A 21,347-nucleotide genomic window follows, 5' to 3' on the forward strand; every position below is an offset into this window, starting at 1 on the left:
GTGGGTTATGCAAGTTAAGCGTTTTTTCGCCGCCGATATGCGTCAGGCCATGAAACTGGTTCGTGATGAGTTGGGCGCTGAAGCTGCCATCATCGGCAACCGGCGGATTGCCGGGGGTGTCGAGCTGACGGCTGCGCTGGATTACAAATTGTCGGCGCTGTCGCCGCGGGTGCCGAACATGGAACTCGAGGACGAGCTGCGCAAGACCCAGTCGCGCATCGTCACCGCCCAGGCCGAGCTGAGCCTGCGGGGCGAGGGCGACAGCACGGCAATCGGCAATCGCCAGCTGTTCGCCGGCCTGCCGCTGACCGCCGCCGAGCCGCTGATCGAGCCGACCCTGACCGAGCGTCCGCGCCCGGCCCCGGCACCTGCCGCGCCGGCACCCGACAACCGTGCTCTGGACTCGATGCGTTTCGAGCTCAACGGCCTGCGCGAGCTGCTGGAAGTGCAGCTCGGCTCCCTGGCCTGGAGCCAGTTGCAGGGCAGTCGCCCGGAGCAGGCCAACCTCTGGCGGCGCTTGCAGCGTATCGGCCTGTCCGGGCCGCTGGCCCGTGATTTGCTGGCGCTGATCACCGACATCGACGAGCCGCGTCAAGCCTGGCGCATGCTGCTCGCGCACCTGGCGCGGATGATCCAGACACCGGAAATCGAGCCGCTGGAAGAGGGTGGGGTGATTGCCATGGTCGGCCCGGCCGGCATGGGCAAGACCACCACCCTGGCCAAGCTGGCGGCGCGCTACGTGCTCAAGTACGGCGCGCAGAACATCGCCCTGGTGAGCATGGACAGCTACCGTATCGGCGCCCAGGAGCAACTCAAGACCCTGGGGCGCATCCTCAATGTCTCGGTGACCCACGTCGATCCCGGGCAGTCCCTGGCCCAGGCCCTGGACCCGCTGCTGCGCAAGCGCGTGGTGCTGATCGATACCGCCGGCCTGCAAGCCAGTGATCCGGCATTGCGCATGCAACTGGAAAGCCTGGCCGGTCGTGGTATCCGCGCGAAGAATTACCTGGTACTGGCCACCACCAGCCAGAAACAGGTGCTGACCGCCGCCTACCACAGCTACAAGCGCTGCGGCCTGGCCGGTTGCATCCTGACTAAACTTGATGAAACAGCCAGCCTTGGCGAGGTGCTGAGCCTGGCCATCAGTCATGAATTGCCGGTTGCCTATCTGACCGATGGCCCGCGGATTCCTGACGATTTGCACCTGCCTCGCCGGCATCAGCTGGTGAGTCGCGCAGTCAGCGTGCAGATGCAGGAAGAACCCAGCGAAGAAGCCATGGCCGACATGTTCGCTGATCTCTACCACAGCCCCAGCAAACGGGTTGGCTGAGGTAGTCATGAATAGATTGCAGTGTATCTACATCGGTGGTCTGCCACGCATTGTTCCAATGGTGAACGCGCAGCCAGTTATGTGGCCCCGTCTAAGTAAGACAAGGTAAAGAAAGAACATGGGCAGCATGCATCCCGTACAGGTGATTGCGGTGACCGGCGGCAAAGGTGGCGTCGGCAAGACTAACGTGTCAGTGAACTTGTCCCTGGCTCTGGCTGAGCTGGGTCGGCGAGTCCTGCTGCTGGACGCCGATCTGGGTCTGGCCAACGTCGATGTCCTGCTAGGCCTGACCCCCAAACGCACCCTGGCCGATGTCATCGAAGGTCGCTGCGAGCTGCGCGATGTGCTGCTCCAGGGGCCTGGCGGCATCCGCATCGTACCGGCCGCTTCCGGCACCCAGAGCATGGTGCACCTGAGTCCTGCCCAGCATGCCGGCCTGATCCAGGCCTTCAGCGATATCGGCGACAATCTCGATGTGCTGGTGATCGACACCGCTGCGGGTATTGGTGACTCGGTAGTCAGTTTCGTCCGCGCGGCCCAGGAAGTGCTGCTGGTGGTGTGCGACGAGCCGACCTCGATCACCGATGCCTACGCCCTGATCAAGCTGCTCAACCGCGACTACGGCATGAACCGTTTCCGGGTCCTGGCCAACATGGCCCAGAGCCCCCAGGAAGGGCGCAACCTGTTTGCAAAATTGACCAAGGTCACTGATCGCTTCCTGGACGTGGCCTTACAATACGTCGGCGCAGTTCCCTACGATGAAAGCGTGCGCAAGGCCGTGCAAAAGCAGCGTGCGGTCTATGAAGCCTTTCCTCGTTCGAAGTGTGCATTGGCGTTCAAGGCCATCGCGCAGAAAGTCGATACCTGGCCATTGCCGGCGAACCCTCGCGGGCATCTGGAATTCTTTGTCGAGCGGCTAGTGCATCAAACAGCGGGACCGGTGCTATGACTGCCAGTGGCTACAACCTCTACAAGAAGTCCGCACGTGACAGCCAGTACGAACTGATCGAGCGCTACGCGCCACTGGTCAAGCGTATTGCCTATCACCTGCTGGCGCGGTTGCCGGCCAGCGTCCAGGTGGAAGACCTGATTCAGGCCGGGATGATCGGTTTGCTCGAAGTGTCGACCAAGTACGACGCGAGCAAGGGGGCGAGCTTCGAGACTTACGCGGGTATCCGTATCCGCGGGGCGATGCTCGACGAGGTTCGCAAAGGCGACTGGGCACCCCGTTCGGTACACCGAAATACCCGCATGGTCAGTGATGCCATCCGCACAATTGAAGCTAAAACCGGTCGTGACGCTAAAGATCACGAGGTTGCGGCCGAACTTCAATTGAGTCTCGACGATTATTACGGGATTCTGAACGACACCCTGGGCAGCCGCCTGTTCAGTTTCGACGACCTGTTGCAGGACGGCGAACACGAAGGGCTGCACGAGGATGGCGCCAGTGCTCATCTCGAACCGTCACGGGACCTGGAAGACGAACGTTTCCAGGCGGCCCTGGCGGATGCGATTGCCAATTTGCCGGAGCGCGAGCGACTGGTGTTGGCGCTGTACTACGACGAAGAGCTGAACCTCAAGGAAATCGGTGAGGTCCTGGGGGTCAGCGAATCGCGGGTCAGCCAGTTACACAGCCAGTGCGCAGCCCGCTTGCGGGGGCGTTTGGGGGAGTGGCGAGCGCGCTGACAGGCAGTGTGGGGACACTGCGAACAGGGCTGGTGCGGCAAGCTGCGCCGGTCTTGCGGTATGTGCTCCATGCAGTCGTTGCGTGTTATGCCGGATTGATTGAATGGCGTGTTCAGGTACTGAATGCGTTTAAGACTGCTTGGAGGTCGAATTGGACAAGAACATGAAAATCCTCATCGTTGATGACTTCTCAACGATGCGGCGGATCATAAAAAACCTGTTGCGTGATCTGGGTTTCACCAACACGGTCGAGGCCGACGATGGCACTACCGCCATTCCGGTACTCAACAGCGGAAGCATCGACTTTCTGGTAACGGACTGGAACATGCCGGGTATGACCGGTATCGACCTGCTGCGCCACGTGCGCGCCGATGAAAAGCTCAAGCACCTGCCGGTGCTGATGGTGACCGCGGAAGCCAAGCGCGAGCAGATCATCGAAGCTGCCCAGGCCGGGGTTAACGGCTATGTGGTCAAACCATTCACGGCCCAGGCGTTGAAAGAGAAGATCGAGAAAATCTTCGAACGCATCGGTTGAGGTGCGTAGCCATTCCGCCACGGGGGAGCTATGGAGCATAAAGAATCTTCACTGGACGACTTTGAGTCGACCCTGAAAAAACATGCACTGGAGCTGGTCGAGAGCCTGGAAAAGGGCCAATTCGGCGAAGCTGTGCAACTGATCCATGAACTCAATCAGACCCGTGACCGCGGCCTGTATCAGGAAGTGGGCAAGCTTACCCGCGAGCTGCATAGCGCGATCGTCAATTTCCAGATTGACCCGCACATGCCGCAAGCCGAGGAAGTCTCACAGATCACGGATGCCACCGAGCGCCTGTCCTATGTGGTCCGGCTTACGGACGCGGCTGCCAATCGCACCATGGATCTGGTGGAAAGCAGCACGCCGCTGGTCAACGGCCTGAGCACCGAAGCCCAGGCCTTGAGCGCGGACTGGGGGCGTTTCATGCGGCGCGAGGTCGGAGCCGAAGAGTTTCGCGAACTGGCACGTCGGGTCGACAGCTTCCTGACGCGCAGCGAGCAGGAAACCCGCACCGTCTCGGGCCATCTCAACGACATTCTGCTGGCGCAGGATTACCAGGACCTGACCGGCCAGGTGATCAAGCGTGTGACCCAATTGGTCACGGAAGTCGAAAGCAATCTGCTCAAACTCGTCTTGATGGCCAGCCAGGTCGATCGCTTCGCCGGTATCGAACATGACCGTGAATCGATCCTCGCTGAAAAAGATCCGCAAAAACACCTCGCCAAGGGTGAAGGTCCGCAGATTCATGCCGATAAACGTGAAGACGTCGTGTCCGGTCAGGACGATGTAGACGATTTGCTTTCCAGCCTTGGATTCTAGGAGCACCCATTAATGAGCTTCGGCGCCGATGAAGAGATCCTTCAGGATTTCCTGGTTGAGGCCGGCGAGATTCTAGAGCAACTGTCCGAACAACTGGTCGAGCTGGAAAGCCGGCCAGATGACGCGGACCTGCTCAATGCAATTTTTCGCGGTTTTCACACTGTTAAAGGGGGCGCCGGCTTCCTCCAGCTCAACGAGCTGGTGGAGTGCTGCCACATCGCCGAGAACGTGTTCGACATCCTGCGCAAGGGTGAACGGCGGGTTGACTCGGAACTGATGGACGTAGTGCTTGAGGCGCTGGACACGGTGAACAGTATGTTCGGCCAGGTCCGTGAGCGCACCGAGATCACTGCCGCTACACCTGAATTGCTGGCCGCCCTGGCGCGCCTGGCCGAGCCTGCCGGTGCAGAACCTGTGGTCGAAGCCGTGGCCGAGGAGGTGGTTGAGCCGGTGGTCGAGCCCGAGGCGCCAAGTGCGTCCGGCGATATCACCGACAACGAATTCGAAATGCTCCTCGATTCGCTGCATGCGGTCCAGGCCGAAGCCGAGAGCGCCGCTGCGCCAGTGGCCGAGGGCGCGCCGGGCAGCGATGAAATCACCGATGCCGAGTTCGAGTCCCTGCTGGACCAGCTGCACGGTAAGGGCCAGTTCGCCGCGGATGCGGTCGTTCCTGCAGCAGCCAAGGCCGCTGCTGGCACCACCGGTGGTGACGAAATCACCGACGACGAATTCGAGGATTTGCTCGACCAGTTGCATGGCAAGGGCAACTTTGCCGTGGACGCGCTGGAGTCGGCGGTGGCCGCCGTGCCTGCAGCTGCCGCACCGGCTGCGGCAGCCGCTGGCAGCGACCTGATCAGCGATCACGAATTCGAATCCCTGCTGGACGAGTTGCACGGCAAGGGCAAGTTCTCCGAAGCCTCGGGCGCGGCCAAGCCTGCGGCCGCGACTGCAGCTGTTGCACCTGCGGCCGCAGCTCCTGCTGCAGCCAGTGCTGCGGTGGCCAAGCCGGTGGCGAAGAAGCCCGAGGCCAAGGCCGAGGTGCCGAAACCTGCTGCTGCTCCGGCACCGGCAGGCGCGCGTACCGCCGCTGCGCCACCGCCGGAAAAGCCTGCCAGCGAAGCCGAGACCACGGTGCGGGTGGATACCGCGCGCCTGGACGAAATCATGAACATGGTGGGCGAGCTGGTGCTGGTGCGTAACCGCCTGGTGCGCCTGGGCCTGAACAGCGGCGACGAAGCCATGTCCAAGGCGGTGTCGAACCTCGACGTGGTGACTGCCGACCTGCAGACCGCGGTGATGAAGACCCGCATGCAGCCGATCAAGAAGGTCTTCGGGCGTTTCCCGCGCCTGGTTCGCGACCTGGCTCGCCAGCTCAAGAAAGAGATCAACCTGGAACTGGTGGGGGAAGAAACCGACCTCGACAAGAACCTGGTAGAGGCCCTGGCCGACCCGCTGGTGCACTTGGTGCGCAACGCGGTGGACCACGGCATCGAATCGCCGGAAGAGCGCGAGGAATCGGGCAAGTCCCGTCAAGGCAAGGTGGTGCTGGCGGCGGAACAGGAGGGTGACCACATCCTGCTGTCGATCTCCGACGACGGCAAGGGCATGGACCCCAACGTGCTGCGGGCGATTGCCGTCAAGCGCGGCGTGATGGACAAGGACGCCGCCGACCGCCTGAGCGATACCGAGTGCTACAACCTGATCTTCGCCCCGGGCTTCTCCACCAAGACCGAAATCTCCGACGTTTCCGGTCGTGGCGTGGGCATGGACGTGGTCAAGACCAAGATTTCCCAGCTCAACGGTTCGATCAATATCTACTCGACCAAGGGCCTGGGTTCGAAGATCGTCATCAAGGTGCCGTTGACCCTGGCGATCATGCCGACCCTGATGGTGATGCTGGGCAACCAGGCATTCGCCTTCCCGCTGGTCAACGTCAACGAGATCTTCCACCTCGACCTGTCGCGCACCAACGTGGTGGACGGCCAGGAAGTGGTGATCGTGCGCGACAAGGCGTTGCCGCTGTTCTACCTCAAGCGCTGGCTGGTGAGTTCCGCCGCTCATGAAGAGCAGCATGAAGGTCATGTAGTGATTCTTTCGGTGGGCACGCAGCGGATCGGCTTTGTCGTCGATCAGCTTGTAGGTCAGGAAGAAGTGGTCATCAAGCCCTTGGGCAAGATGCTCCAGGGAACCCCGGGCATGTCCGGCGCCACCATCACCGGTGACGGCCGCATCGCGCTGATTCTCGATGTTCCGAGCATGCTCAAGCGTTACGCCGCACGGCGTATTTGATTCGGTGGGGGAGGGGCGAATGGCCTCGCCCCGCCTAACGGAGTGTTTATGGCAGTCAAAGTCCTGGTGGTGGACGATTCGGGGTTCTTCCGCCGCCGCGTCTCGGAAATTCTTTCAGCGGATTCGACCATCCAGGTCGTCGGTACGGCGACCAACGGTAAAGAGGCGATCGATCAGGCCCTGGCGCTCAAGCCGGATGTGATCACCATGGACTACGAGATGCCGATGATGGATGGCATCACCGCAGTGCGGCACATCATGCAGCGCTGCCCGACGCCGGTGCTGATGTTCTCGTCCCTGACCCATGAAGGCGCCCGAGTGACCCTCGACGCGCTGGATGCCGGGGCCGTGGATTTCTTGCCGAAGAATTTCGAAGACATCTCGCGCAATCCCGAGAAGGTCAAGCAGATGCTGTGCGAGAAGGTTCACAGCATCTCGCGCAGTAATCGCCGTTTCAGCAGCTACAGTGCGCCACAGCCAGCGGCGGCCCCGGCGCCGGCTCCGGCTGCCTCGAGTTTTGCCGCCAGCCGTCCGGCCGTGGCACCCGCTCCGGCCCGTGCTGCGGCAGCGGCCCCCAGTTCGAACTCGCCAGCGCCCAAGCGCAAGGCCTACAAGCTGGTGGCTATCGGTACCTCCACCGGTGGCCCGGTAGCCCTGCAGCGGGTACTGACCCAGCTGCCGGCCAACTTCCCGGCGCCCATCGTGCTGATCCAGCATATGCCGGCGGCCTTCACCAAGGCCTTTGCCGAGCGTCTGGACAAGCTCTGCCGCATAAGTGTCAAGGAGGCCGAGGATGGCGACATCCTGCGTCCGGGCCTGGCGCTGCTGGCCCCTGGCGGCAAGCAGATGATGATCGACGGTCGTGGCGCGGTGAAGATCCTGCCAGGCGATGAGCGTCTGAACTACAAGCCGTGCGTGGACATCACCTTTGGTTCCGCGGCCAAGTCCTACAGCGACAAAGTCCTGGCAGTGGTGCTCACCGGCATGGGCGCCGACGGCCGCGAAGGCGCGCGTCTGCTCAAGCAGGGCGGCAGCGCGGTGTGGGCCCAGGATGAGGCCAGCTGCGTGATCTATGGCATGCCCATGGCCATCGTCAAGGCCAACCTGGCGGATGCGGTGTACAGCCTGGACGACATTGGCCGGCATCTGGTCGAGGCCTGTCTCTGATGGATGTACTGAGCCTTATCGGCATCATCATGGCGTTTGTCGCCATCATCGGCGGCAACTTCCTTGAAGGCGGGCACCTGTCGGCCCTGGCCAACGGCCCGGCGGCGCTGATCGTGCTCGGTGGCACCATTGGCGCGGCCTTGCTGCAGTCGCCGCTGAGTGCCTTCAAGCGCGCCATGCAGATTCTCGGCTGGATCCTGTTTCCGCCGCGGGTCGACCTGGCCGGCGGTGTCGATCGGGTGGTCAACTGGAGCCTGACCGCGCGCAAGGAAGGCCTGCTGGGCCTGGAAGGCGTGGCCGATGCCGAGCCGGACAGCTATTCGCGCAAGGGCCTGCAACTGCTGGTGGACGGCGCCGAGCCGGAAGCCATCCGCAGCATCCTCGAAGTGGATTTCTACACCCAGGAAAGCCGTGATATCGAGGCCGCCAAGGTGTTCGAAAGCATGGGCGGCTATGCGCCGACCATCGGCATCATCGGTGCGGTCATGGGCCTGATCCACGTCATGGGCAACCTGGCCGATCCCTCGCAACTGGGTAGCGGTATCGCCGTGGCCTTCGTCGCCACCATCTACGGGGTGGCCAGTGCCAACCTGGTGCTGCTGCCGATCGCCGCCAAGCTCAAATCCATCGCTCTGCGCCAGTCGCGCTATCGGGAGATGTTGCTCGAAGGCATCCTGTCGATTGCCGAAGGCGAGAACCCCCGCTCCATCGAGTTGAAGCTGCAAGGCTTCATGGACTGACTTATGGCCCGTCGTCGCCAACCTGAAGAACACGTCAACCACGAACGCTGGTTGGTTTCCTACGCCGACTTCATCACCCTGCTGTTTGCGTTTTTTGTGGTCATGTACTCGATTTCCTCGATCAACGAGGGCAAGTACAAGGTCATCTCCGAAGCCTTGATCGGGGTCTTCACCGACTCCGATCGTAGCCTCAAGCCCATCCCCATCGGTGATGAGCGGCCCAAGACCGTGACCCCGGCCAAGCCGCTGGTCAAGGACAGTGAGCAGACCGACGCCGGCATCTCCGGTGGCAGCGACCCGCTGAAAAGCATCGCCGACGATATCAGCGCGGCCTTTGGCGACCTGATCAGCTCCAACCAGATGACCGTGCGCGGCAATGAGCTGTGGGTGGAGATCGAACTCAACTCCAGCCTGTTGTTCGGCAGTGGCGATGCCATGCCCAGCGACCAGGCGTTCACCATCATCGACAAGGTGGCGAAGATCCTCAGGCCGTTCGACAACCCGATCCATGTCGAGGGTTTCACCGACAACCAGCCGATCCAGACTGCGCAGTACCCGACCAACTGGGAGCTGTCCTCGGCCCGCTCGGCGAGTATCGTGCGCATGCTGGCGATGCAGGGGGTGAATCCGGCACGCATGGCCTCGGTGGGTTATGGCGAGTTCCAGCCGGTGGCCAACAACGCCACCGCCGAAGGCCGGGCACGCAATCGCCGGGTGGTGCTGGTGGTGTCGCGCAACCTGGATGTGCGCCGCAGCCTGACCGGCACCGGCACCGCCAATGCGACACCGGATGCGGCACTCAAGCGGGCTGGCACACAAACTGCACCAACCCCGGTGAAAACGCCGGTACAGGGAAGCGCCGTCAATTCTCCGTCACCTGTTTTATAACTTAGCGCTATGTCTCGCCCTGCTGTGGCCGGGCGGGAGGAACCAACCGAATGAGAGTCTGGGCTGTTGCCAATCAAAAGGGTGGTGTCGGTAAAACCACCAGTTCCATCGCTTTAGCCGGCTTGCTGGCCGAGGCGGGCAAGCGCGTGGTCGTGGTCGACCTCGACCCCCACGGCTCCATGACCAGCTATTTCGGCTATGACCCGGACAGCCTGGAACACAGCAGCTACGACCTGTTCCTGCACAAGGGCAGCGTGCCCGAGGACTTGCCGGGCCAGTTGCTGCTGGGCACCAGCCATGAACGTATTTCCCTGCTGCCGTCGAGTACCGCCCTGGCCACCCTCGAGCGCCAGTCGCCGGGTCAGAGCGGCCTGGGCCTGGTGATCGCCAAGAGCCTGGCGCAGCTGTGGCAGGATTTCGACTACGCGGTGATCGACAGCCCACCCTTGCTTGGGGTGCTGATGGTCAATGCCCTGGCGGCCAGCCAGCAGTTGGTGATCCCGGTGCAGACCGAACACCTGGCGGTCAAGGGCCTGGAGCGCATGGTCAACACCCTGGCCATGGTCAACCGCTCGCGCAAGCAGCCGCTGCCGTTCACCATTGTTCCAACCCTGTTCGATCGCCGTACCCAGGCCTCCCTGGGCACCCTGCGGATTCTGCGGGACAAGTTCCCCGAAGAGATCTGGCAGGGCTATATCCCGGTGGATACCCGCCTGCGCGATGCCAGTCGCGCCGGGGTCACGCCTTCCCAGTTCGACGGCAAGAGCCGTGGCGTACTGGCCTACAAGGCCCTGCTCAAGCACCTGCTGGCTCAGCAGCTCGTGGCGCAGGTGGCCTGACGTGAAGCGCTATTCAAGTCGCCCTGCGGCCCGGCCGATAACCCCTACAGGTCACTGTGTCGGGGTTTTTGCGTGGGCATCCTCATGAACCGTCCTCTGGATATAAAGACTCGGCCGCAACTGGCGTTGCAGTCGTACCTGGACGCTTTGTTGCAGGACGCCACCGAAGACGAGCTGCAGCCGGAGCCCGTCCCGGTCGTCGCGCCAGCGGAGCCGGTGATCGCCCAGGCTTCCAGCGAGGTGCTGGACGAATTCCAGGCCGCCGTGCTCGAAGAGCAGGCGCGAGACGCACAATCGCAGCAGGCGCCAGCCGCCCGGGTTGCCGCGCCGGCGCCCCAGGCACCGCGGCCAGCACCGGTGCTGGAAGTGGCGGAACCGCTGCCCAGTACCCTCTCGCCGGTGGTGCCGATGCTCCAGGCGCTGGTGCCGCCCCTGGTGGAAGTGCACCTGCCGCCCAGCAACACTCCCCCTCCGGCTGCCGGCAGCGACCGCCCCAGCTGGGCGGCCGAGCCCTTCGAATGCCTGTTGTTCGATGTGGCCGGCCTGACCCTGGCGGTGCCGCTGGTGTGCCTGGGTTCGATCTATCCTCTGGCGGGGCATGAGCTGACGCCATTGTTCGGGCAGCCGGAATGGTTCCTCGGCATCCTGCCGAGCCAGGCCGGCAACCTGAAGGTGCTGGACACCGCCCGCTGGGTGATGCCGGACCGCTATCGGGACGATTTCCGCCAGGGACTGCAATACGTGATTTCGGTCCAGGGTTACGAGTGGGGGCTGGCGGTGCACCAGGTCAGCCGTTCGCTGCGCCTGGACCCCAATGAAATCAAATGGCGCAGCCATCGCGGCCAACGCCCGTGGCTGGCCGGCACGGTAATAGAACACATGTGCGCCTTGCTCGATGTTGCCGAACTGGCCGAGTTGATCGCCACCGGCGGCGCCAAGCAGCTGGCCATCAGTCAAGCGGCCCACAAGCCGAAGTAAACCAACAACAGGTCGTGCCCCGTGGGTGCGGCCACACAGAACACACGCCGTTTTCAACGGTTTTTTGAGGGGTCAGGGTATGAATAAGTCGTCGTCTGCACAGGGTTCCGAGGATCCGATCCTGCAATGGGTCACCTTCAAGCTGGATAACGAGTCCTATGGCATCAACGTGATGCGCGTCCAGGAAGTCCTGCGCTACACCGAGATCGCCCCGGTTCCGGGTGCTCCAAGCTACGTGCTGGGCATCATCAACCTGCGCGGCAACGTGGTCACGGTGATCGACACCCGCCAGCGTTTCGGCCTGGTGCCCACCGAAGTCAACGACAACACCCGCATCGTCATCATCGAAGCCGACAAGCAAGTGGTCGGGATCATGGTCGATAGCGTGGCCGAAGTGGTTTACCTGCGTCAGTCGGAAGTCGAGACCGCGCCGAACGTCGGCAACGAAGAGTCGGCCAAGTTCATCCAGGGCGTCTGCAACAAGAACGGCGAACTGCTGATTCTGGTGGAGCTGGACAAGATGATGAGCGAAGAGGAATGGTCGGAACTGGAGAGTATCTGATTGATCCTCGAGGTAGCGGTGATTGTCCTGGCGATCCTCTGGGTCGCCACTTTGGCGCTGTTCCTGTCCTTTGCCCGCAACCAGCGCCAGATCGCTGCGCAGCAGGCGGAGGGTGATGCCGTGCGCGACCAGCGGATCAAGGAACTGGCCAAGCGCGTCGACCATTACCAGAACGGTACGGTGCGCATGGGCGAGGACCTGCACGAGCTGCGCTCGGTGGTGGGGCCCTTGCCGGACAAGTTGGCACAACTGGAACAGCGTGACCCCTCGACCCTGTCCTTCGCCCAGGCCGCGCGCCTGGTGGGCATGGGCGCCAGCATCGACGAACTGACTCAGTCCTGCGGCCTGACCCAGGCCGAGGCCGAGCTCGTCAGCAAGCTCCACAGAAGCTGAACCCCAGCGGCAAGCGACAAGTTGCAAGCTCCAAGTTTCCCGCTTGCAGCTTGCGGCTTAAAGCTTGTAGCTGCTCCCCGTGATGTCCTTCTCTATTTCCAACTGCTGCGGTTCGTGCCCGGCCGGGAACTTGCCCTTGAGGTTCCAGGCAAAGGCGATGATCTCGGCGATGGTCAGGTACAGCTCCGGTGGAATGCTTTCGCCCAGTTCCAGGCGCGCCAGCAGCTTCACCAACTCGGCATTTTCATAGATCGGCACTTCATGCTCGCGGGCAATCTCGAGAATGGCTTGTGCCAGCTCGTCGTCGCCCTTGGCGGTGAGGGTCGGGGCTTGCTGGCCGTCGTACTTAAGGGCGATGGCCTGGCGGGGAGGGGCTGTGTGCTTCATGCGGTTTCGTCGACCCAGCGTTGTTCCAATCGGGTTTGCGGGCCCCGCGGCGGGGTGCCCTGGTGGCAGTCCAGGTCGCCGACGTCCAGGCCGGCGGCCAGCAGGCGTTCCCGCAGCTGGCCCAGCTGGCTTTCAATCAGGCTCGCGGTATAGGGACGCTCGGCCCAGAGCTGGCTCGACAGCCGACCCTGGGTCAACTGCGCCTGAACCTGCAAGGGCCCCAGGGGCTCGAGGTCGAAGGCCAGGTCGAGGCGCCACAATGGTTGCTTGGCCTCGCGTTCCTCGCGTTTTTGCTGCGGTTCCGGTTCCGCTGGCTCTTCCCGTTGCAGCTTGACCTGCAAGGGCACTATGTCCTGCAGGTTGCGCATGGGGATTTCCAGTTGCCAGGTGGTCAGTTGCCGGCCGTCATCGGTCTCGCCGCTTTGCTCCAGGCTTGCCAGCTGATGGCTCTGCAAGCGTGACACCGCGGCGGCGGCCAGGCGCAGCAGCAGTTGCAGGTCGCCTTCACCTTCCAGGCTTTGCAGCAAGCGCTCAGGCAGCGGGAAGCCGCCGGGCGGGGTCTTGCTGCTGACCTGGCCCAGGGTGCCCAGGGCGCTGCGCACGAAGCTGGGCAGCGACTGCGCCAGGGTATTGGCGGCGATGATCGCGTTGAAGCTGCTGGAGGCGGGCAGGGCAGGGGTCAGCTGGGCGATCAGGCGCAGCAGGTCGCCCTTCAGGTCCGGTGCCTGCCCCGGGTTGGCTCCGGCCAGCAGCTTGGCCTCGAGGAACACACCGCTGCCCAGCAGGGCCTGGGCCACGCCCCGTGGGCTGCTCAGTTGCTGCGAGTCGGGCAGGCCAGCCAGCAGGCGCTCGACCGCCGCGCGCAGGTCGGCGGAGACGCTTGGCGATGACGAGCTGTCGGTGGGCAGGTTCTGCAGCAGGTTGATCAGCCCGCTCAGCGAGCCCTGGCGGCTTTGCTGGCTGAGCAACTGGGCGGCAACGGCCAATTGATCCTGACGGTTGCTCAGGGGGACGAAATTCAGGGTCTGGGCGTCCGTGACCTGGGCGCTGAGCAGGCTGCCAATGCGCAAGGGTTGGGGGCTGTCGATGCTCAGGGTGGCGCCGGCCTGGGCGGTGTTGAGCAGGCTCACCAGGGAGCGGTAGAGGGGTGGCTGGTTGCTGCCCTGGGGCAGGGCCTGAGTGGTCAGGACCTTGCCCTGGAGCAGGGTGCCGGCCGGCATTTGCTGGGTATCGAGGCGGGTCAGGGTAGCGACGCTGGCGGCAATGGCCTGCTGCACGGTGATCGCCAGGTTGCCCGGAGAAGGCTGGGTAACCGTCAGGCTGGTGCCCTGGGGCAGGGGTAGATTGCTGTTGGCCTGCAAGGTGGTTTGCCGGCCGTTGTCCAGGGTCAGCTTGAGCAGCAGCTGGAAGCTCTGGTCGGTCTGCTTCAATGACAGCACCTGGGCTTCGGCGCTCTGGCCCGGGGCGATCAGGCCTTCCAGGGGCTGTATCAGCTTGAGCAGCTCACCGCTGATCACCTGCGGGCGCGGCATGCCGGGGGCGGGCACCTGGGGCAGCGGGAGGATGTTCATTTCGCCTGTCATTCGGAAACAACCTGTGGAAATTAGCCCTAATCGGAGTAGGGCTTCGCATGTATAATGCCGCCCGTCTTTGGGGGAGTGGTGAAAACATTGCAAATGTTTGACGCAGCTCTCTAGAACAGGCCGCCAATGCATTTATCCTGCATCTCTTTAACGGCCGCAGCATTGCCGACTTGAACCCGTAAAGGCCCGCTATCCCTTGACCAGCCCCCTTCTCGAAGCCGTTGCACTCGCCTGTGAGCGTGACTGGCGAATGCTCTTTGAACACCTCGAGTTGCGTCTGGCAGGTGGAGAAATGTTGCAGATCAGCGGCCCCAACGGCAGCGGCAAGACCAGCCTGCTGCGTTTGCTCGCCGGCCTGATGCAACCCACCAGCGGCCAGGTGCTGCTCAATGGCCAGCCCTTGAACGCCCAGCGCGTCGAGCTGGCCCGCAATCTGTTGTGGGTCGGCCACGCCGCCGGGATCAAGGATGTGCTGACTCCCGAGGAAAACCTCAGCTGGCTCTGCGCCCTGCATCAGCCGGCCAGCCGCGAAGCGATCTGGCAGGCCCTGGCCGCCGTCGGCCTGCGCGGTTTCGAAGACGTGGCCTGCCATACCCTGTCCGCCGGCCAGCAGCGTCGCGTGGCCCTGGCCCGGCTGTATCTGGACGGCCCGCCACTGTGGATCCTCGATGAACCCTTCACTGCCCTCGACAAGCAGGGCGTGGCCCAGCTCGAAGAACACCTGGCCAATCACTGCGAGAACGGCGGCATGGTGGTGTTGACCACGCACCACAGCCTGAGCCGCATGCCCGGGGGGTACCGCGATCTGGACCTGGGACGGTGGGCCGCATGAGTGTCTTTGCCCAGTTGCTGGCCCGCGAAGCTCGCCTACTGTTCCGCCGCCCGGCGGAACTGGCCAACCCTTTGGTGTTTTTCGCCATAGTGGTTGCACTGTTCCCGTTGGCAGTGGGACCTGAGACAAATCTGTTGCAAACCTTGTCTCCGGGGTTGGTCTGGGTCGCGGCGCTATTGTCCGTCCTGCTCTCGCTGGACGGGCTTTTTCGCAGTGATTTCGAGGACGGATCCCTTGAACAGTGGGTCCTTTCGTCGCACCCCCTGCCTCTTCTGGTTTTGGCCAAGGTACTGGCACACTGGGCCTTTTCCGGCCTGGCACTGGTATTGCTTGCCCCCTTGCTGGCCATGATGCTCGGCTTGCCTTCGGCCTGCCTGCCGGTGCTGCTGCTGTCGTTACTGCTGGGCACCCCGGTGCTGAGCCTGTTGGGCGCGGTCGGCGCGGCATTGACTGTGGGTTTGAAGCGCGGCGGCTTGCTGCTGGCGTTGTTGATCCTGCCTTTGTATATCCCGGTACTGATCCTCGGCAGTGGCGCCTTGCAGGCAGCATTGCAGGGCATGCCGGCGACGGGTTACCTGCTGTGGCTTGGGAGCCTGACCGCCCTGGCAGTGACTTTGACACCCTTTGCAATAGCCGCTGGCCTGAAGATCAGCGTCGGCGAATAATGAGGTCTGGTTGTTTTTCAACCAGTAAAGACCCTGGCTGTTCGTGAAAGCGAAGAGCAACCGTGATGGAAACAACGAATGAACTGGACCTGGTTTCATAAGCTCGGCTCGCCTAAATGGTTTTACGGCATCAGCGGCAAGATGTTGCCCTGGCTGAGCGTCGCCGCCGTGTTGCTGATCGGTATCGGCGTGGTCTGGGGCCTGGCCTTCGCGCCACCGGATTACCAGCAAGGCAACAGCTTTCGCATCATCTATATCCATGTGCCGATGGCGATGCTGGCCCAGTCCTGCTACGTGATGCTGGCGGTGTGCGGTGTGGTCGGGCTGGTGTGGAAAATGAAACTGGCCGATGTCGCCCTGCAATGCGCAGCGCCCATCGGGCATTCGATCACCTTCCTGGCCCTGGTCACCGGGGCCATCTGGGGCAAGCCGACCTGGGGTTCCTGGTGGGTCTGGGATGCCCGACTGACGTCGATGCTGATCCTGCTGTTCCTGTACGCAGGTCTTATTGCGCTGAATGCCGCCATCAGCAATCGTGACAGCGCCGCCAAGGCCTGCGCGGTGCTGGCGATTGTCGGCGTGGTGAATATTCCGATCATCAAGTACTCGGTGGAGTGGTGGAATACCCTGCACCAGGGCGCGACCTTCACCCTGACCGAAAAACCCGCCATGCCGGTGGAAATGTGGTTGCCGTTGTTGCTCACGGCGGCAGGTTTCTATTGTTTCTTCGGCGTGCTGCTGTTGCTGCGCATGCGCCTTGAGGTGCTCAAGCGCGAAGCCCGCACCAGCTGGGTCAAGGCCGAAGTCCAACGCAGCCTGGAGGCCGCCCGATGAGCTTTGCATCCTTCAGCGATTTTCTCGCCATGGGCCATCACGGCCTCTACGTCTGGTCGGCCTATGGCATTTGCCTGGTGGTCCTGGCCCGTGAGCTGGTGGCGCCGATCCTGGCCCGCAAGCGTTATCTGCAACAGGAGGCGCGTCGTCTGCGCCGGGAGAACGGTAAGTGAATCCGCTGCGTAAAAAGCGTCTTTTGATCATCCTGGCGATCCTCGTCGGCGTCGGTATCGCCGTCGGCCTGGCCCTCAGCGCGCTCAAGGAAAACATCAACCTGTTCTACACCCCGACCCAGATCGCCAATGGCGAGGCGCCGCTGGATACGCGGATCCGCGCCGGCGGCATGGTGCAGGCCGGTTCCCTGCAGCGTTCCGCCGATTCCCTGGATGTGAAGTTCGTGGTCACCGACTTCAACAAGTCGGTAACCATCACCTACCGCGGCATCCTCCCGGATCTGTTCCGTGAAGGGCAGGGCATCGTCGCCCTGGGCAAGATCAACGCCGATGGTGTGGTGGTGGCCGATGAAGTGCTGGCCAAGCACGACGAGAAATACATGCCGCCGGAAGTCACCAAGGCCCTCAAAGACAGCGGCCAGATGGCGCCAACCCCGGCCAAGGAGGGCTAAGCCATGAATGCCGCACTCTTCGTTCCCGAACTCGGCCACTTGGCGATGATCATTGCCCTGTGTTTTTCCCTGGTCCAGGCGGTGGTACCGCTGCTCGGTGCCTGGCGTGGCGACCGGCTGTGGATGAGCCTGGCGCAGCCGGCGGCCTGGGGCCAGTTCGCCTTTATGGCGTTCGCCTTCGGTTGCCTGACCTACGCCTTCATGACCGATGATTTCTCGGTGGCCTACGTGGCCCACAACTCCAACAGCGCCTTGCCCTGGTACTACAAGTTCAGTGCGGTGTGGGGTGCCCACGAAGGCTCGTTGCTGCTCTGGGCGCTGATCCTCGGCGGCTGGACCTTCGCCGTGTCGGTGTTCTCGCGTCAGCTGCCGCAAGTGATGCTGGCCCGAGTGCTGGCGGTGATGGGCATGATCAGCACCGGCTTCCTGCTGTTCCTGATCGTCACCTCCAACCCCTTCGCGCGCATCCTGCCGCAGATGCCGACCGACGGCCGTGACCTCAACCCACTGCTGCAGGACATCGGCCTGATCGTCCACCCGCCGATGCTCTACATGGGCTACGTGGGCTTCTCGGTGGCCTTCGCCTTCGCCATCGCCGCGTTGCTGGGCGGTCGCCTGGACGCCGCCTGGGCCCGCTGGTCGCGGCCCTGGACCATAGTCGCCTGGGCTTTCCTGGGCATCGGCATCACCCTGGGCTCCTGGTGGGCCTACTACGAACTGGGCTGGGGCGGCTGGTGGTTCTGGGACCCGGTGGAAAACGCCTCCTTCATGCCCTGGTTGGTGGGCACGGCGCTGATCCACTCCCTGGCAGTCACGGAAAAGCGCGGCGTGTTCAAGAGCTGGACCGTGCTGCTGGCCATCGCCGCGTTCTCCCTGAGCCTGCTGGGTACCTTCCTGGTGCGCTCCGGGGTGCTGACCTCGGTGCACGCCTTTGCCGCCGACCCCGAGCGCGGGGTGTTCATCCTGATCTTCCTGCTGTTCGTGGTGGGGGGCTCGCTGACCCTGTTCGCCCTGCGCGCGCCGGTGGTCAAGAGCCAGGTTGGCTTCAGCCTGTGGTCACGGGAAACCCTGCTGCTGGCCAACAACCTGGTGCTGGTGGTGGCGGCGTCGATGATTCTCCTAGGCACCCTCTATCCGCTGGTGCTCGATGCCCTGTCCGGGGCCAAGCTGTCGGTGGGCCCGCCGTACTTCAACGCCCTGTTCATTCCGCTGATGGCGCTGCTGATGGTGGTGCTGGCGGTGGGGGTGCTGGTGCGCTGGAAAGACACCCCGGTGAAATGGCTGCTGGGCATGCTGGCGCCAGTGCTGCTGGGCAGCGTGGCCCTGGCGGTGGTAGCCGGGATTGCCTATGGCGACTTCAACTGGGCGGTGCTGGCGACCTTCCTGCTTTCGGCCTGGGTGCTGCTGGCCGGGGTTCGCGACATTTTCGACAAGACTCGCCACAAAGGCCTGCTCAAGGGCCTGCCGAGCCTGACCCGCAGCTACTGGGGCATGCACCTGGCGCACCTGGGCATCGCGGTCTGCGCCCTGGGCGTGGTGCTGTCGAGCCAGAACAGCGCCGAGCGCGACCTGCGCCTGGAACCGGGCGAGTCCATGGAGCTGGCCGGCTATCACTTCATCTTTGAAGGCGCCAAGCATTTCGAGGGGCCGAACTTCACCTCCGACAAAGGCACCGTGCGCGTTGTGCGCAATGGCAAGGAAGTGGCCGTGCTGCACCCGGAAAAACGCCTGTACACGGTGCAGAGCTCGATGATGACCGAAGCCGGGATCGACGCCGGTTTCACCCGTGACCTCTATGTCGCCCTTGGCGAACCCCTGGGTGATGGCGCCTGGGCGGTACGGGTACACGTCAAGCCGTTCGTGCGCTGGATCTGGTTCGGCGGCCTGCTCACCGGCTTTGGTGGCTTGCTGGCGGCGCTGGACCGACGTTATCGGGTCAAGGTTAAAAGCCGCGTGCGCGAAGCACTGGGCATGACAGGAGCGACCGCATGAGACGCTGGATAATGATGCTGCCCCTGGCGGTGTTCCTGGTGGTGGCGGTGTTCCTCTACCGCGGGTTGTACCTGGACCCGGCCGAGCTGCCGTCGGCGATGATCGGCAAGCCGTTTCCGGAGTTTTCCCTGGCGGCGGTCGAAGGCAAGAGCCTGCTGACCCGCGCCGACCTCCTCGGCAAGCCGGCGCTGGTCAACGTCTGGGGCACCTGGTGCATTTCCTGCCGTGTCGAGCACCCGGTGCTGAACAAGCTGGCTGAGAAGGGCGTGGTGATCTATGGCATCAACTACAAGGACGTCAACGAAGATGCGCGCAAATGGCTGGCGGAATTCCACAACCCCTATCAGCTGAATATCCGCGACGAGGAGGGCTCCCTGGGCCTGAACCTCGGCGTCTATGGCGCCCCGGAAACCTTCTTTATCGATGCCAAGGGCATCATCCGCGACAAGTACGTCGGGGTGATCGACGAGGTGGTGTGGCGCGAGCAACTGGCCGCCAAGTACCAGGCCCTGGTAGACGAGGCCAAGCCATGAAGCGCTGGTTGATCGCCGCGGTGTTCGGCCTTGCTCTTACCGGTGTGGCCCATGCCGCCATCGACACCTATCAGTTCGCGAACGATGCGGAGCGCGAAAGGTTCCACGAACTGACCAAGGAACTGCGCTGCCCCAAGTGCCAGAACCAGGACATCGCCGATTCCAACGCACCGATTGCCGCGGACCTGCGCAAAGAGATTTTCCGCATGCTCGGCGAGGGCAAGGACAATCAGCAGATCATCGACTTCATGGTCGACCGCTACGGTGACTTCGTGCGCTACAGGCCGGCCCTGACCGGCAAGACCGCCTTGCTCTGGTTCGGCCCCGCCGGGCTGTTGCTGGGCGGCCTGGTGACCATCGCCGTGATTGTCCGGCGTCGCCGCGCCCAGCGCAGCGACAGCCCGAACACGCTTTCCATCGAAGAGCGTCAGCGCCTCGACCAACTGCTGGATAAAAACCACCCATGATTGATTTCTGGCTTGCGGCAGGCTTGCTGCTCCTGATCGCCCTGAGTTTCCTGTTGATCCCGGTGCTGCGCGAGCGGCGTGCCCAGCGTGAAGAGGACCGCACCGCGCTCAACGTGGCGCTTTATGAAGAACGCGTGGCCGAGTTGCGCGGCCAGCAGGAAGAGGGCGTGCTCAGTGCCGAGCAGCTCGACAGCGGCCGCGCCGAAGCGGCCCGTGAACTGCTGGCGGACACCGAGGGTGGCGAGGCAGCGCGCAGCTCGCGCCTGGGCAAGCCGCTGCCGCTGCTGGCGGCGCTACTGGTGCCGGTGCTGGGCCTGGGCCTGTACCTGCATTTCGGTGCCAGTGACAAGGTCGAGCTGACCCGGGAGTTCGCCCAGGCGCCGCAGTCCATGGAAGAAATGACCCGGCGCCTGGAGCGTGCGGTGGCGGCCCAGCCGGATTCAGCCGAGGGCCTGTACTTCCTCGGTCGCACCTACATGGCCCAGGATCGTCCGGCGGACGCGGCGAAGATCTTCGAGCGCACCGTAGCCGTGGCCGGGCGTCAGCCCGAGCTGCTTGGGCAGTGGGCCCAGGCGCAGTACTTTGCCGACAACAAGCAATGGTCACAGAAGGTCCAGGGCCTGACCGACGAAGCCCTGAAAGCCGATCCCAATGAAGTCACCAGCCTGGGCTTGCTGGGCATCGCGGCGTTCGAAGGCGAGCGTTTCCAGGAGGCCATCGATTACTGGAAGCGCCTGCAGGCGCAGCTGCCGCCGGACGACAATTCCCGTGCCGCGCTGCAAGGCGGTATCGACCGCGCCAGCGAGAAGCTGGTGGCGGCGGGTGGCAAGGTCGCCAGCGAACCGGCCGCCAAGGCCAAGGGTGCATTGCTCAAGGTGCGGGTCGACCTGGCTGCGGAGCTCAAGGCCAAGGTCCAGCCGGGCGACAGCGTGTTTATCTTCGCCCGCGCCACCCAGGGCCCGCCCGCGCCGCTGGCGGCCAAGCGCCTGACCGTGGCCGACTTGCCGGCGACCGTCGAGCTGGGCGATGCCGATGCGATGGTGCCGCAGTTGAAACTGTCGAACTTTCCCGAAGTCCAACTGGTGGCGCGGATTTCCCGCGCCGGTCAGCCAACGGCCGGTGAGTGGGTCGGGCACAGCCAGCCCCTGGCCAGCAGCACCAGCGCCGCGCAACAGCTGACCATCGACAGCCCGGATAAATAAC

General features: G+C 63.4%; 24 protein-coding genes. 22 read left to right on the plus strand and 2 right to left on the minus strand.

The window, feature by feature from the left end:
• The first annotated feature begins 7 nt into the window (after positions 1-7).
• The 13 genes from flhF to J4P02_RS08890 all read left to right on the plus strand — a co-directional run bounded on the left by flhF (position 8) and on the right by J4P02_RS08890 (position 12,226).
• Positions 8-1,330: a flagellar biosynthesis protein FlhF gene (gene flhF, locus J4P02_RS08830; RefSeq protein WP_426189218.1), complete on the plus strand. Its 1,323-nt coding sequence runs from the start codon at positions 8-10 to the stop codon at positions 1,328-1,330.
• Between the two features lie 118 nt (positions 1,331-1,448).
• Positions 1,449-2,279, plus strand: a complete 831-nt coding sequence (fleN, locus tag J4P02_RS08835) for a flagellar synthesis regulator FleN (RefSeq protein ID WP_016963180.1) — start codon at positions 1,449-1,451, stop codon at positions 2,277-2,279.
• On the plus strand, positions 2,276-3,016 hold the full coding sequence (gene fliA, locus J4P02_RS08840; protein WP_426189221.1) for an RNA polymerase sigma factor FliA: 741 nt from the start codon (positions 2,276-2,278) through the stop codon (positions 3,014-3,016). The genes fleN and fliA overlap by 4 nt, the downstream gene beginning before the upstream one ends.
• A gap of 163 nt (positions 3,017-3,179) precedes the next feature.
• Complete coding sequence (locus J4P02_RS08845; protein WP_003183998.1) at positions 3,180-3,551, plus strand: chemotaxis response regulator CheY; 372 nt, start codon at positions 3,180-3,182, stop codon at positions 3,549-3,551.
• Positions 3,552-3,581: 30 nt separating this feature from the next.
• Entirely contained in the window at positions 3,582-4,370 is a 789-nt protein-coding gene (locus J4P02_RS08850; RefSeq protein WP_426189224.1) for a protein phosphatase CheZ, read from the plus strand.
• 12 nt (positions 4,371-4,382) lie between these two features.
• Positions 4,383-6,659, plus strand: coding sequence for a chemotaxis protein CheA (locus tag J4P02_RS08855; RefSeq protein ID WP_426189226.1), 2,277 nt, complete (start codon positions 4,383-4,385; stop codon positions 6,657-6,659).
• A 48-nt stretch (positions 6,660-6,707) separates the two neighbouring features.
• Positions 6,708-7,826 (plus strand): protein-glutamate methylesterase/protein-glutamine glutaminase, encoded by a 1,119-nt coding sequence (locus tag J4P02_RS08860; protein WP_426189228.1) that lies wholly within the window; start codon positions 6,708-6,710, stop codon positions 7,824-7,826.
• Positions 7,826-8,566: a flagellar motor protein gene (locus tag J4P02_RS08865; RefSeq protein WP_426189230.1), complete on the plus strand. Its 741-nt coding sequence runs from the start codon at positions 7,826-7,828 to the stop codon at positions 8,564-8,566. The genes J4P02_RS08860 and J4P02_RS08865 overlap by 1 nt, the downstream gene beginning before the upstream one ends.
• A 3-nt stretch (positions 8,567-8,569) precedes the next feature.
• Entirely contained in the window at positions 8,570-9,454 is an 885-nt protein-coding gene (gene motD / locus J4P02_RS08870; protein ID WP_426189232.1) for a flagellar motor protein MotD, read from the plus strand.
• 50 nt (positions 9,455-9,504) lie between these two features.
• Positions 9,505-10,293: a ParA family protein gene (locus tag J4P02_RS08875; protein ID WP_426189234.1), complete on the plus strand. Its 789-nt coding sequence runs from the start codon at positions 9,505-9,507 to the stop codon at positions 10,291-10,293.
• An 84-nt stretch (positions 10,294-10,377) separates the two neighbouring features.
• Positions 10,378-11,271 carry a CheW domain-containing protein gene (locus J4P02_RS08880; protein ID WP_426189236.1) on the plus strand — a complete coding sequence of 298 codons (894 nt, stop codon included), beginning with the start codon at positions 10,378-10,380 and terminating at the stop codon, positions 11,269-11,271.
• Positions 11,272-11,350: 79 nt separating this feature from the next.
• Entirely contained in the window at positions 11,351-11,833 is a 483-nt protein-coding gene (locus J4P02_RS08885; protein WP_011060011.1) for a chemotaxis protein CheW, read from the plus strand.
• Entirely contained in the window at positions 11,834-12,226 is a 393-nt protein-coding gene (locus J4P02_RS08890) for a DUF2802 domain-containing protein (protein ID WP_426189239.1), read from the plus strand.
• 57 nt (positions 12,227-12,283) lie between these two features.
• Here J4P02_RS08890 and J4P02_RS08895 read toward each other — a convergent pair whose 3' ends face one another.
• Both J4P02_RS08895 and J4P02_RS08900 read right to left on the minus strand, forming a co-directional pair.
• Positions 12,284-12,613 carry an EscU/YscU/HrcU family type III secretion system export apparatus switch protein gene (locus J4P02_RS08895; protein WP_426189241.1) on the minus strand — a complete coding sequence of 110 codons (330 nt, stop codon included), beginning with the start codon at positions 12,611-12,613 and terminating at the stop codon, positions 12,284-12,286.
• The gene (locus J4P02_RS08900; RefSeq protein ID WP_426189243.1) at positions 12,610-14,196 is read right to left on the minus strand and encodes a flagellar hook-length control protein FliK; all 1,587 of its coding nucleotides are present in this window, start codon (positions 14,194-14,196) and stop codon (positions 12,610-12,612) included. Before J4P02_RS08900 ends, J4P02_RS08895 begins: the two co-directional genes overlap by 4 nt.
• 196 nt (positions 14,197-14,392) lie before the next feature.
• Between J4P02_RS08900 and ccmA the strand changes: the two genes are divergently transcribed.
• The 9 genes from ccmA (at position 14,393) to ccmI (ending at position 21,346) form a co-directional block, all read left to right on the plus strand.
• A complete protein-coding gene (gene ccmA, locus J4P02_RS08905) occupies positions 14,393-15,028 on the plus strand; it encodes a cytochrome c biogenesis heme-transporting ATPase CcmA (RefSeq protein ID WP_426189245.1) in 636 nt (211 codons plus the stop codon).
• Positions 15,025-15,693, plus strand: a complete 669-nt coding sequence (gene ccmB / locus J4P02_RS08910; protein WP_426189247.1) for a heme exporter protein CcmB — start codon at positions 15,025-15,027, stop codon at positions 15,691-15,693. Before ccmA ends, ccmB begins: the two co-directional genes overlap by 4 nt.
• A 78-nt stretch (positions 15,694-15,771) precedes the next feature.
• Complete coding sequence (locus J4P02_RS08915) at positions 15,772-16,527, plus strand: heme ABC transporter permease (protein WP_426189249.1); 756 nt, start codon at positions 15,772-15,774, stop codon at positions 16,525-16,527.
• On the plus strand, positions 16,524-16,700 hold the full coding sequence (gene ccmD, locus J4P02_RS08920; RefSeq protein WP_011060018.1) for a heme exporter protein CcmD: 177 nt from the start codon (positions 16,524-16,526) through the stop codon (positions 16,698-16,700). The genes J4P02_RS08915 and ccmD overlap by 4 nt, the downstream gene beginning before the upstream one ends.
• The gene (ccmE, locus tag J4P02_RS08925; RefSeq protein WP_426189251.1) at positions 16,697-17,152 is read left to right on the plus strand and encodes a cytochrome c maturation protein CcmE; all 456 of its coding nucleotides are present in this window, start codon (positions 16,697-16,699) and stop codon (positions 17,150-17,152) included. The genes ccmD and ccmE overlap by 4 nt, the downstream gene beginning before the upstream one ends.
• Before the next feature lie 3 nt (positions 17,153-17,155).
• Complete coding sequence (locus tag J4P02_RS08930; protein WP_426189253.1) at positions 17,156-19,144, plus strand: heme lyase CcmF/NrfE family subunit; 1,989 nt, start codon at positions 17,156-17,158, stop codon at positions 19,142-19,144.
• Entirely contained in the window at positions 19,141-19,677 is a 537-nt protein-coding gene (locus J4P02_RS08935) for a DsbE family thiol:disulfide interchange protein (protein ID WP_426189255.1), read from the plus strand. Before J4P02_RS08930 ends, J4P02_RS08935 begins: the two co-directional genes overlap by 4 nt.
• Positions 19,674-20,144 (plus strand): cytochrome c-type biogenesis protein, encoded by a 471-nt coding sequence (locus J4P02_RS08940; RefSeq protein WP_426189257.1) that lies wholly within the window; start codon positions 19,674-19,676, stop codon positions 20,142-20,144. Before J4P02_RS08935 ends, J4P02_RS08940 begins: the two co-directional genes overlap by 4 nt.
• Positions 20,141-21,346, plus strand: coding sequence for a c-type cytochrome biogenesis protein CcmI (ccmI, locus tag J4P02_RS08945; RefSeq protein WP_426189259.1), 1,206 nt, complete (start codon positions 20,141-20,143; stop codon positions 21,344-21,346). Before J4P02_RS08940 ends, ccmI begins: the two co-directional genes overlap by 4 nt.
• Position 21,347: the final 1 nt, after the last annotated feature.

It is taken from the genome of Pseudomonas sp. NFXW11 (genome assembly GCF_049887815.1).
Classification (GTDB): Bacteria; Pseudomonadota; Gammaproteobacteria; order Pseudomonadales; family Pseudomonadaceae; genus Aquipseudomonas.

Excerpts from the sequence above, each read along its gene's own strand:
- flhF (WP_426189218.1), top strand. The coding sequence starts at position 8 with ATGCAAGTTAAGCGTTTTTTCGCCGCCGATATGCGTCAGGCCATGAAA.
- fleN (WP_016963180.1), top strand. The coding sequence starts at position 1,449 with ATGGGCAGCATGCATCCCGTACAGGTGATTGCGGTGACCGGCGGCAAA.
- fliA (WP_426189221.1), top strand. The coding sequence starts at position 2,276 with ATGACTGCCAGTGGCTACAACCTCTACAAGAAGTCCGCACGTGACAGC.
- J4P02_RS08845 (WP_003183998.1), top strand. The coding sequence starts at position 3,180 with ATGAAAATCCTCATCGTTGATGACTTCTCAACGATGCGGCGGATCATA.
- J4P02_RS08850 (WP_426189224.1), top strand. The coding sequence starts at position 3,582 with ATGGAGCATAAAGAATCTTCACTGGACGACTTTGAGTCGACCCTGAAA.
- J4P02_RS08855 (WP_426189226.1), top strand. The coding sequence starts at position 4,383 with ATGAGCTTCGGCGCCGATGAAGAGATCCTTCAGGATTTCCTGGTTGAG.
- J4P02_RS08860 (WP_426189228.1), top strand. The coding sequence starts at position 6,708 with ATGGCAGTCAAAGTCCTGGTGGTGGACGATTCGGGGTTCTTCCGCCGC.
- J4P02_RS08865 (WP_426189230.1), top strand. The coding sequence starts at position 7,826 with ATGGATGTACTGAGCCTTATCGGCATCATCATGGCGTTTGTCGCCATC.
- motD (WP_426189232.1), top strand. The coding sequence starts at position 8,570 with ATGGCCCGTCGTCGCCAACCTGAAGAACACGTCAACCACGAACGCTGG.
- J4P02_RS08875 (WP_426189234.1), top strand. The coding sequence starts at position 9,505 with ATGAGAGTCTGGGCTGTTGCCAATCAAAAGGGTGGTGTCGGTAAAACC.
- J4P02_RS08880 (WP_426189236.1), top strand. The coding sequence starts at position 10,378 with ATGAACCGTCCTCTGGATATAAAGACTCGGCCGCAACTGGCGTTGCAG.
- J4P02_RS08885 (WP_011060011.1), top strand. The coding sequence starts at position 11,351 with ATGAATAAGTCGTCGTCTGCACAGGGTTCCGAGGATCCGATCCTGCAA.
- J4P02_RS08895 (WP_426189241.1), bottom strand. The coding sequence starts at position 12,613 with ATGAAGCACACAGCCCCTCCCCGCCAGGCCATCGCCCTTAAGTACGAC.
- J4P02_RS08900 (WP_426189243.1), bottom strand. The coding sequence starts at position 14,196 with ATGACAGGCGAAATGAACATCCTCCCGCTGCCCCAGGTGCCCGCCCCC.
- ccmB (WP_426189247.1), top strand. The coding sequence starts at position 15,025 with ATGAGTGTCTTTGCCCAGTTGCTGGCCCGCGAAGCTCGCCTACTGTTC.
- J4P02_RS08915 (WP_426189249.1), top strand. The coding sequence starts at position 15,772 with ATGAACTGGACCTGGTTTCATAAGCTCGGCTCGCCTAAATGGTTTTAC.
- ccmD (WP_011060018.1), top strand. The coding sequence starts at position 16,524 with ATGAGCTTTGCATCCTTCAGCGATTTTCTCGCCATGGGCCATCACGGC.
- J4P02_RS08930 (WP_426189253.1), top strand. The coding sequence starts at position 17,156 with ATGAATGCCGCACTCTTCGTTCCCGAACTCGGCCACTTGGCGATGATC.
- J4P02_RS08935 (WP_426189255.1), top strand. The coding sequence starts at position 19,141 with ATGAGACGCTGGATAATGATGCTGCCCCTGGCGGTGTTCCTGGTGGTG.
- J4P02_RS08940 (WP_426189257.1), top strand. The coding sequence starts at position 19,674 with ATGAAGCGCTGGTTGATCGCCGCGGTGTTCGGCCTTGCTCTTACCGGT.
- ccmI (WP_426189259.1), top strand. The coding sequence starts at position 20,141 with ATGATTGATTTCTGGCTTGCGGCAGGCTTGCTGCTCCTGATCGCCCTG.